The following is a 9454-nucleotide window of genomic DNA, read 5'->3' as shown; positions in this document are numbered from 1 at the left end:
TTCAGCAGCTGAAAACACCATTCAAGCCGGCATACAAGGGCCTCTTCACATGAATAACGGCCTCGACAAGGCTCAAAACCAGCGGTCCGCGCGACGCCTGCTCTCGCGCGGCGCACGGTTGATCTCCGCCGTGTTGTGCGCATTCGGCACGGCTTCCGCCGCGCACGCGGGCACCGACGGCGACACAATCGCGCCCGATCTGCGCGTGGCGTTCTTCTACGGCACGACGCCGCCCACCGCGCTGCTCGCCCACTACGACATCGCGGTCCTGGAACCGGACAGCGGATTCCAGCCGGGCGAGCATCCGCTGCCCTGCACGCAGTGGTTTGCCTATGCGAGCGTCGGCGAGATGACCCCGCAGCGGCCGTACTTCGCGCAATTGCCGAAAGACTGGCTGAAAGGCCGCAACAACAACTGGGCGTCACACGTGGTCGATCAAAGCCGTGCAGGCTGGCCGGCGTTCTTCGTGCGCCACGTCATCGATCCGCTGTGGGCGCGCGGCTATCGCGGCTTCTTTCTCGACACGCTCGATTCGTACCAGCTCGTGACGTCGAGCGACGCCGAACGCGAACGCCAGCGCGACGGCATCGTGCGCGTCATCCATGCGATCAGGAAGAGCCACCCCGCGGCAAAGTTGATCCTCAATCGCGGCTTCGAATTGCTGCCGCAGATACACGACGACGTGAGCGCCGTTGCGTTCGAATCGCTCTATCGCGGCTGGGACCAGGCGCATTCGCGTTATGTCGATGTGCCCCAGGCGGACAGAGACTGGCTGCTGGCCATGGCGCACACGGTGAAGACGCGTTATGGCCTGCCGGTGATTTCAATCGACTATTGCGCGCCGGACGATGCCGCGTGCGCGCGCGAGACTGCCGCGCGCATATCCGCCGACGGCATCGTGCCGTTCATCACGGACGGCGCGATCCAGACGTTGCAGCAGGCAACGATTCCGCCGCTACGCGAATCGGCCGCGTGTGCTCCGGCCAGGTAGCAGCGGTTTATTTACCGTAAATGACAGCTCGAAAAATAAGCGACGCCTCAAAAGTTTGAGTTGTCGCTTTGCAATTCGCACCCGCCCAGCCTCAAGCCCCTGCTTCCAGCGCCGTAAACGACGGGTAGGCACATCGTCTCCATGGCCCCGTTCGCTCCACCGCCCCTTCAGTCAGGTATTCGTAATGTTCAGCAAAATCCAAGTGGCCGTCGGCATGCTATGCGTGCTCGCCGCTTTCTGCGTATTGCAACTGGTCACCGCCGGCCTGGGTTTCTGGTCGCTCGTGCGCACGCACGACGACGTCGGCGATCTGACGCGCGTCGCGCTCCGCCAGGAAACCGCAATTAACGAAACGACCCAGCATCTCATGGACGCGCGCATCAACACGTCGCGCGCGGGCACGCGGATGGTGCGCGGCGGCACCGAGCCCGCCGACATCGTCAACCACGCTCGCGAGCAATTGCAGCTCGCCGATCAGTCGTTTGCGAAGTTCGCGAACACGCCGCCCGTCAACGACGAGAACCGCGCGCGCATGGATGCGATTGCGAAGACCTATCGCGCCTATCACGATGCGCTCGTCGAACTGACCCAGTATCTCGACGCCAACAATATTCAGGCGTTCCTCGACCAGCCCACGCAGTCGTTTCAGGACGCGTACCTGAACGATCTGCACACGTTCGTGCAGTTCAGCACGGCTGCGAGCCGCGCCTCGCTCGATTCGATCGACAGCCGTCTCGCGGTCTTTCGCGGCGTTGGCATCGGCATTCTGGTCGTGCTGGTCGTGCTCGCGTTCAGCGTGTACCTGTCGCTCAAGCGCGGCGTCGTCGCGCCGCTCGAGGAAGCGGGCCGCCACTTCGAACGCATCGCGCGCGGACATCTGGACGAGCCGGTCGTCGCACACGGCGCGAGCGAAATCGGCCATCTGATGCGCGGTCTCGCACACATGCAAAGCAGCGTCGCGCGCACGGTGCAGACGGTGCGCGAATCGGCCGATTCGATCCACATCGGCGCGGACGAGATCGCAACCGGCAATGCCGATCTATCCGCGCGCACCGAGAACCAGGCCGCATCGCTCGAACAGACGACCGCGAGCATGGCCGAGATGACCGGCACCGTGCGCCGCAACGCGCAGCATGCAGGCGAGGCACGCGAACTCGCAAACGGCGCACTCGACGCGACCTCGCGCGGCAGCGCCGTGGTCAACGACGTCGTCGAGCGGATGCAGGCAATCGCGCGAAGCTCGAACAAGATCGCCGAAATTATCGGCCTGATCGACGGCATCGCGTTCCAGACCAACATCCTTGCGCTGAACGCGGCGGTCGAAGCGGCGCGCGCAGGCGACCAGGGCCGCGGCTTCGCGGTGGTCGCAGGTGAAGTGCGCGCACTCGCGCAGCGCAGCGCAAACGCCGCGAAAGAGATCAAGGCGTTGATCGACGATTCGGTCGATCAGGTGCGCGGCGGCTCGGAACGCGTCGAACTTGCGGGCGACGCGATGCGCGAAGTGTCCGAATCGATCTCGCGGCTCGCGCAGATGATCGGCGACATCAGCGATTCGTCGCGCGAACAGAGCACCGGCATCGAGCAGGTCAATCAGGCAATTGCGCAGATGGACCAGATGACCCAGCAGAACGCGGCGCTGGTCGAGGAAGCTGCGGCGGCCGCGATGTCGCTGCATCAGCAGACCCGGCAGATGAAGGATGCGGTGGCGGGCTTCCGGATCTCGCAGGCCGTGCTCGGCAGCGCCGAGCGCGGAGCCCATAAAAGCGATTACTTAAAGGATGCTTAAGAGACGGGGTCGTTACAAAAAATATAGATATCAAGAATACGATGGATGTAACCGTTATACGTGATGTCGTCGTATGACGACGTCCCACAAGGAGAAAACATCGTGTCAGTACAAGCAGTCAATAACCCGCAGATCAGTTCGGCTGCAACGGGTGTGAGCACGCAGGCACAACAGGCTGCACAATCTGCGCAGCCTGCATCGGCCTCGAAGACGAGCAGCACCACGTCGTCGGCACAGTCTGCTGCGCCGCAGGCTTCGTATACGGTCAAGATCAGCGCCGCCGCACAAGCCTTGCTCGCTGCGCGCGCTGAAGCGGCTGAAACCTCGGTGCAAACCGCGCAGGAAGCTGGACGCGGCGACCTGCAGGCTCAACGTCTGCTCGCGAAAGAGCACACCGCAAAAACCCTGAGCGCGTAAAGCGAGCCGGGGCACGCTCCCGCAGGTTTAACTTGCGCATCGACGTGCAATGGCTGCAATCGGAATGGCCATTGCACTGAGATTGAAGGCGTTGCTCAAAGCCGCAACAAGATAAAGCCACCTGCCCGGTTGAAAGGCGGGTGGCTGACACAGCGCCAATTCAATAAAAAACAGGCGCAACTGTAAATCGACCGTAATTTAGCTGTAAAGCGTGACTATAAAGCGCGACGGTGGATTTACCGTTCGAACTCCGTTCCGCGCACCGCTTCGCGCAGATAGTCGACGAAGGACGCAATCCGCGTGGAAATCGCGGTGTTCCGATAATAGACGGCGTTGATTGGCTGCCGCACATCCTGCGTCTGGCGGGCGAAAAGCTGCACCAGCGCGCCATCGCGGCGATCATGCGCCGTCATGAAGTCGGACAGGCAGACGATACCCGCACCCGCCAGCGCGAGCTGCCGCAACGTCTCTCCACTCGATGACCAGATGGCCGGGGCGATGCGATACGACTCGTTGTCCAGCCCCGTTACCGGCCAGACGTTGAGCGCCTCAGGCTGATTGAATCCCAGCAGCGTGTGCTTCGAAAGATCTTCCACGCGCTTCGGATGGCCATGAGCTTGCAGATACGCGGGGCTGGCAAGGATACGCAAGCGGCTGCGGCCTATCGGCTTGCCATGCAGCGTGGAGTCCTTCAGCCTGCCGATCCGCACGGCGACATCGGTACGACGCTCCAGCAGATCGATGATCCCTTCGTTGCTGTTGAGTTCCAGTTCGACTTGCGGAAAGCGCTCGCGATAGCCCTGCACGAGCGGCACGATCACATGCAGCATGAACGGCGTGGCAGCATCCACGCGCAGCCGCCCCGATGGCCGCTCGCGGCGCGCGGCCATCTGTTCCTCCGCGCCTTCCACCGATGCGATGATCGCGCGCGCGTCGCCAAGGAACGCGCGCCCTTCCTCCGTCAACTCCAGGCGGCGTGTCGTCCGGCGCAGCAGCGTGGTCTTGAGCTTGTCCTCCAGCCTTCCCAACGTGCGGCTCGTCGCGGAGATAGTCAGACCGAGTTGCTGCGCGGCGGCCGTAATGGAGCCGGTATCGACAACGCTCACAAACGCCTGCAGCTCGTCCAGTGTGATTTTCATTTTTGATTTCAAATCAAAACAATTTCCTTTATAAGCGACTTTTTCGGCAAAAGTAAAGGGCGCACACTCCGTCCCGTCTTCATCGAAGCCAGGACAGCACGTCATGCCCCTCGCCCTCCTCGCGCTCACCATCAGCGCTTTTGCCATCGGCACGACCGAGTTCGTCATCGTGGGTCTGATACCGACGATTTCATCCGATCTCGGCGTCAGCCTGCCCTCTGCCGGTCTTCTCGTGAGCCTGTATGCGCTCAGCGTCGCGGTCGCCGCGCCCGTGCTCACCGCGCTGACCGGGCGCGTGCCGCGCAAGCTGCTGCTCGCGGGACTGATGGCGCTGTTCACCGTCGGCAACCTCGTCGCCTGGCGCGCCCCGAGTTACGAGTCGTTGATCGTGGCCCGGGTCCTGACCGGCCTCGCACATGGCGTCTTTTTCTCCGTGGGCTCGGTCATCGCAACGACGCTCGTGCCGAAGGACAAAGCGGCCAGCGCAATCGCAACCATGTTCAGCGGCATGACGGTCGCCTTCGTCGCCGGTATTCCGCTCGGCACCTTGATCGGTCAGCACTTCGGCTGGCGCGCCACGTTCCTCATCGTCGCCGGCTTTGGCTTGATCGCGTTTGCCGGCGCCGTCGCCTTCGTGCCGCGACAACTCGCGCATACGCGTCCCGCAGGACTGCTCCGGCAGTTCCGCGTGCTCGGCGAGCCGCGTCTCGCGCTGGTTTATGCCATGACTGCGGTGGGTTACGGCGGTTCGCTCATCGCGTTCACGTTCATGGCGCCGTTGCTCGAACAGATTGCGGGCTTCACGCCCTCCGAGGTCAGCATCGTGCTGGTTGCCTATGGCGTGTCCGTCGCGGTCGGCAACATGTGGGGCGGCAAACTCGCCGACCGTGCGGGCCCGGTGCGGGCGCTCAAACTCATCTTCCTGCTGCTCGCCGCCGTGCTGTTCGCCCTGACGTTCACGGTACACAACCCGTGGCTCGCTGTGATCACCATGCTCTGCTGGGGCGCGGTTGCGTTCGGCAACGTGCCCGCCCTGCAGGTGTACGTCGTCAAGCAGGCGCGTCATTTCGCACCCGAGGCGGCCGACCTCGCATCGGGCTTCAACATCGCCGCATTCAATCTCGGCGTGGCGGGCGGCTCGTCGCTCGGCGGACTGATCGTTGCGCACATCGGCATCGGCCATACGCCGTGGATCGCCGCGGTCGTGACGCTCGGCGCATTCGCACTCACCGCGCTGAGCGGCCGTCTCGATCGGCGCGAAGGTCTGCCCGAGCGCACGGCCGAAATCGTGAAAGTCGCGCACTAAACCCTTTTCCCAGTTAGCAGGAGACCACCGGCATGAATGCATCGATTCACCCTACCCAGTCACGTCCCCCGTTCGCAGGCAAGTCCTTCGAAGTCCGCTACGACGGCCTCACGGCAATCAACGCCTATGCCGAGGACGGCATCCACATGCGCTACGAGATCACCGAAGGCGATTTCGCGGGCGCAACGGGCGAAGTCGCCTATACGTGGCAGCACGTCACCGGCGAGATCTATGCGATCTCGTGGCAGGAAGCCAACAGGGCGACAGTCGTGCATATCGACGACTTCGCGGCCGGTACGTCGCGATCGTTCTTCACCGCGCCGTCGCTCGACTTCTACCGGCTCGAAGGCAGTCTGAGCGCAGTCTGAAGAGACATGACGGAGAAAACGGCATGAACGCGGCGCAACTATCGAAGCCCGATCAGTCAGGGCAACCCGGCAGCGCATGGCTTTCGTTGCTGGCGCTCGCCATGGGCGCGGCGGCAGGCGGCGCGGCGATTTCCGCGGGCTTCAGTTATGCCGCGGTGCCCATCGTCGGCGCGCTGATCGCCGCATCGGGCCTCGCGCTGGTGTTCCTGCAGATCGCCCTGCAGCGCCGGTATCCACAGCGCAATTCGGCACGCGATCTTCCGCCGGTCAACATTTGATTTTTATTCAAATGTATTTAGCGTTTATCGATCTTTTTCGCATAGATCGGATTCAGCACAATTCCTCCATCGACATCTCCTTTCCCTCACTGCCCCGGAGAACCTCATGAGCAACATTCCCGCATTCGGCCTCGGCACGTTCCGTCTGCAAGGCCAGGTCGTTATCGATTCGGTGCGCAACGGTCTTGAAGCGGGCTACCGCGCCATCGACACCGCGCAGATTTACGGCAACGAAGCCGAAGTCGGCGAGGCAATTGCGGCATCCGGCATCGCACGCAAAGACCTCTTCCTCACGACCAAAATCTGGATCGACAACTACGCCCGTGAAAAGCTGGTGCCGAGCCTCAAGGAAAGCCTGAAAAAGCTGCGCACCGACGAAGTGGACCTCACGCTCATTCACTGGCCCGCGCCGAACAACGGCGTCTCGCTTGAGGAATTCATGAGCGCGCTCGCCGAGGCGAAGTCGCAAGGGCTCACGAAGCAAATCGGCGTGTCCAACTTCAATATCGAACTGACGAAGCAGGCAATCGCCGTAGTCGGTAAAGAGAACATCGCAACCAACCAGATCGAGCTCAGCCCGTATCTGCAAAACCGCAAGCTCGTTGAGTTCCTTCAGCACGAAGGCATTCACGTCACGTCGTACATGACGCTCGCGTATGGCAAGGTGCTCGGCGATCCGGTGATCCGCGAAATCGCCGGACAGCGCAACGCGACACCGGCTCAGGTGGCACTCGCCTGGGCGCTGCGCCTCGGTTATTCGGTCATTCCTTCGTCGACGAAGCGCGAAAACCTCGCCAGCAACCTGCTCGCGCAAACCCTGAAGCTGACCGACGACGACATGGCCCGGATCGCGGCGCTCGAACGCGGTGGCCGCGAAGTGAGCCCCGACGGTCTTGCGCCGCAGTGGGACTAATCCACCGAAACTCGTTTTGAACGTTCGCGGTAAAGAAATTGCAAACCCGTGCAAACCCGCGCAAACCCGATCAGGAAATACAGCATGAACCGTGATCCGCTTTTCCAGCCACTCAAACTCGGCGCGCTGACGCTGCCCAACCGCATCGTGATGCCGCCGATGACGCGCTCGCGCGCGAGCCAGCCCGGCGACGAGGCCAACGACCTGATGGCCGAATATTATGCTCAGCGCGCCGACGCCGGGCTCATCGTGGGCGAGGGTACGTATGTCGCGCCGCTCGGCAAGGGTTACGCGTGGACGCCCGGCATTCACACACCCGGCCAGATCGAAGGATGGCGCAAGGTAACGGATGCGGTGCATGCCAAAGGCGGCCATATCTTCGCGCAGCTCTGGCACGTTGGCCGGCTGAGCCATACGAGCCTGCTGGGCGGCCGGCAACCGGTATCGTCTTCGCCTCTTCAGGCCGAAGGCGTGAAGGTGTTCATCGCCAGCGCGGAAGACAGCGTGCCGGGTTTCGTGCAGGCCTCCGAGCCGCGCGCGCTCACCGTGGATGAAATCGGCGAAATCGTGAACCAGTACCGCGTGGCCGCGCGCAATGCCATCGAGGCGGGTTTTGACGGTGTCGAATTGCATGCGGCGAATGGCTATCTCGTCAACCAGTTCATCGATTCCGGCGCGAACACACGCACCGACGCCTACGGCGGATCGCTCGAAAACCGTCTGCGCTTTCTTGACGAGGTTGCGCACGCACTCATCGACGGCACGGGCGACGCGCACCGCGTCGGCATCCGGCTCGCGCCGCTCACCACGCTCAACGGCTGCAAAGATGCCGATCCGGAAACGACTTATCTCGCGGCGGCCCGGTTGCTCGGCAAAATCGGCGTGGCCTACATTCATATCGCGGAAGCCGACTGGGACGACGCCCCGCATATGGCGCCCGACTTCAAACGCAAGCTGCGCGCGGCCTATCCCGGCGTGCTGATCTATGCGGGCAGATACACCGGCGAACGTGCGCGTGAGGCCATCGAAGCGGGCTGGGCCGATCTCATCGCATTCGGCCGCCCGTTCGTCTCCAATCCGGATCTGGTGCAGCGTCTGCGCGTTGGCGCACCGCTCGCGCAACATCATCGCGAGACGCTGTTCGGCGGCGGTGCGAAGGGGCTCACGGATTATCCGGCGCTCGAAAGCGCTGCGGCCTGAGCGGCGTGCATCCGCATGTCGCTTAAATCGGCATAAAGCGCGACGCGTGAGGCTTAATCGGACTCACGCACGTCGCGCCGCACAGCCTGCGGCGGCCGTCCAAATCCACGCAGGAAGGCTTCACGCATGTGGCGACGATCGCGAAAGCCGGTTTCCGTTGCGATCACATCGAGTGGATGCCGGCTTTGTTCGATCATCAGGCGTGCCGCTTCAAGCCGTAGCCCTTCTATCGCCTTCGCGGGCGATTTGCCCGTTTCAAGCGTGAATACCCGGCTGAACTGGCGCGGACTCAGGTGCACCGACTCAGCCAGTTCCTCGACGCTCAGCGCCCGTTTCAGGTGCTTGCGCGCATAGTTCAACGCGTCCTGGATTCGGTCCGATTTCGGCGCAAGATCCAGCATTTCAGAGTGCTGCGACTGCCCGCCCGAGCGCCGCTGATTCATGACCAGCTTGTGCGCCACCGAGCGCGCCGCTTCAGCACCCAGATCCTTCTCCACCATCGCCAGTGCAAGATCGAGGCCCGCGGTCATCCCGGCGGAAGTCCAGATCGTGCCATCCACAATGTAGATGCGGTCGTCTTCCACGCGAATGTCCGGAAAGCGCTTCTGCAAGTCACGTGCGAAAGCCCAATGCGTCGTGGCGCGCCGTTTCGCGAGCAACCCGGCTTCGGCCAGCACGAACCCGCCCGTGCAGATGCCCGCGATGCGGCGGCTGCGTCCAGCCGCCTTGCGCAGAAACGCGAGCACGTCGGCAGGCGCGGGCGACGTGAGCGGATCGGTAACGCCCGCCACCATCCAGGTATCGACCGCAACGCGTATTCGCAACGGCCGCGTGCCCACGGTCATGCCAAGCGACGAACGCACGTCGCCGCCTTCGGCCGAAAAATTTTCGAGCTTGTAGAAGGGCTCGCCCGCGACCATGTTCGCGCACTCGAAAACGGTCTGGGTCGCGAGCGCCATGATCTGGAAGCCGTCGCTTAAAAGAAAGCCAATGCGGTGCACGTCCGCCTCCCGTGGAGGAATGACCTAAATCATGACCATATACGTCATTTCCGCC

The 9454-nt window shown here is 62.8% G+C and carries 10 protein-coding genes; 8 read left to right on the top strand and 2 right to left on the bottom strand.

Annotated elements, in window-relative coordinates; translation table 11 throughout:
- The first annotated feature begins 49 nt into the window (after positions 1–49).
- From EPN59_RS15150 to EPN59_RS15140, 3 genes are all read left to right on the top strand, one after another.
- A complete protein-coding gene (locus EPN59_RS15150) occupies positions 50–991 on the top strand; it encodes an endo alpha-1,4 polygalactosaminidase (protein WP_293046314.1) in 942 nt (313 codons plus the stop codon).
- 184 nt (positions 992–1175) lie between these two features.
- The gene (locus tag EPN59_RS15145; protein ID WP_293034810.1) at positions 1176–2777 is read left to right on the top strand and encodes a methyl-accepting chemotaxis protein; all 1602 of its coding nucleotides are present in this window, start codon (positions 1176–1178) and stop codon (positions 2775–2777) included.
- 102 nt (positions 2778–2879) lie between these two features.
- Positions 2880–3194: a hypothetical protein gene (locus EPN59_RS15140; protein WP_293034808.1), complete on the top strand. Its 315-nt coding sequence runs from the start codon at positions 2880–2882 to the stop codon at positions 3192–3194.
- A gap of 236 nt (positions 3195–3430) precedes the next feature.
- Here the strand turns inward: EPN59_RS15140 and EPN59_RS15135 are convergent, their stop codons facing one another.
- The gene (locus EPN59_RS15135) at positions 3431–4333 is read right to left on the bottom strand and encodes a LysR family transcriptional regulator (protein WP_293034814.1); all 903 of its coding nucleotides are present in this window, start codon (positions 4331–4333) and stop codon (positions 3431–3433) included.
- Between the two features lie 103 nt (positions 4334–4436).
- On the opposite strand from EPN59_RS15135, the gene EPN59_RS15130 reads away from it, so the two are divergent.
- The 5 genes from EPN59_RS15130 to EPN59_RS15110 all read left to right on the top strand — a co-directional run bounded on the left by EPN59_RS15130 (position 4437) and on the right by EPN59_RS15110 (position 8398).
- Positions 4437–5639: an MFS transporter gene (locus EPN59_RS15130; RefSeq protein ID WP_293034806.1), complete on the top strand. Its 1203-nt coding sequence runs from the start codon at positions 4437–4439 to the stop codon at positions 5637–5639.
- A 32-nt stretch (positions 5640–5671) separates the two neighbouring features.
- Positions 5672–6007 (top strand): adenylate cyclase, encoded by a 336-nt coding sequence (locus EPN59_RS15125; RefSeq protein ID WP_293034804.1) that lies wholly within the window; start codon positions 5672–5674, stop codon positions 6005–6007.
- Positions 6008–6030: 23 nt separating this feature from the next.
- Positions 6031–6285 carry a hypothetical protein gene (locus tag EPN59_RS15120; RefSeq protein WP_293034802.1) on the top strand — a complete coding sequence of 85 codons (255 nt, stop codon included), beginning with the start codon at positions 6031–6033 and terminating at the stop codon, positions 6283–6285.
- 106 nt (positions 6286–6391) lie between these two features.
- Positions 6392–7198, top strand: a complete 807-nt coding sequence (gene dkgB / locus EPN59_RS15115; RefSeq protein ID WP_293034800.1) for a 2,5-didehydrogluconate reductase DkgB — start codon at positions 6392–6394, stop codon at positions 7196–7198.
- Between the two features lie 84 nt (positions 7199–7282).
- Entirely contained in the window at positions 7283–8398 is a 1116-nt protein-coding gene (locus EPN59_RS15110; protein ID WP_293034798.1) for an alkene reductase, read from the top strand.
- 53 nt (positions 8399–8451) lie between these two features.
- Here EPN59_RS15110 and EPN59_RS15105 read toward each other — a convergent pair whose 3' ends face one another.
- On the bottom strand, positions 8452–9399 hold the full coding sequence (locus EPN59_RS15105) for a GlxA family transcriptional regulator (protein ID WP_293034796.1): 948 nt from the start codon (positions 9397–9399) through the stop codon (positions 8452–8454).
- Between the last annotated feature and the right edge of the window lie 55 nt (positions 9400–9454).

The sequence above is a fragment of the Paraburkholderia sp. genome, assembly GCF_004298475.1.
In the GTDB taxonomy this organism is placed as follows: Bacteria; Pseudomonadota; Gammaproteobacteria; order Burkholderiales; family Burkholderiaceae; genus Paraburkholderia; species Paraburkholderia denitrificans.
This window is presented reverse-complemented; position numbering and strand designations above follow the sequence as displayed.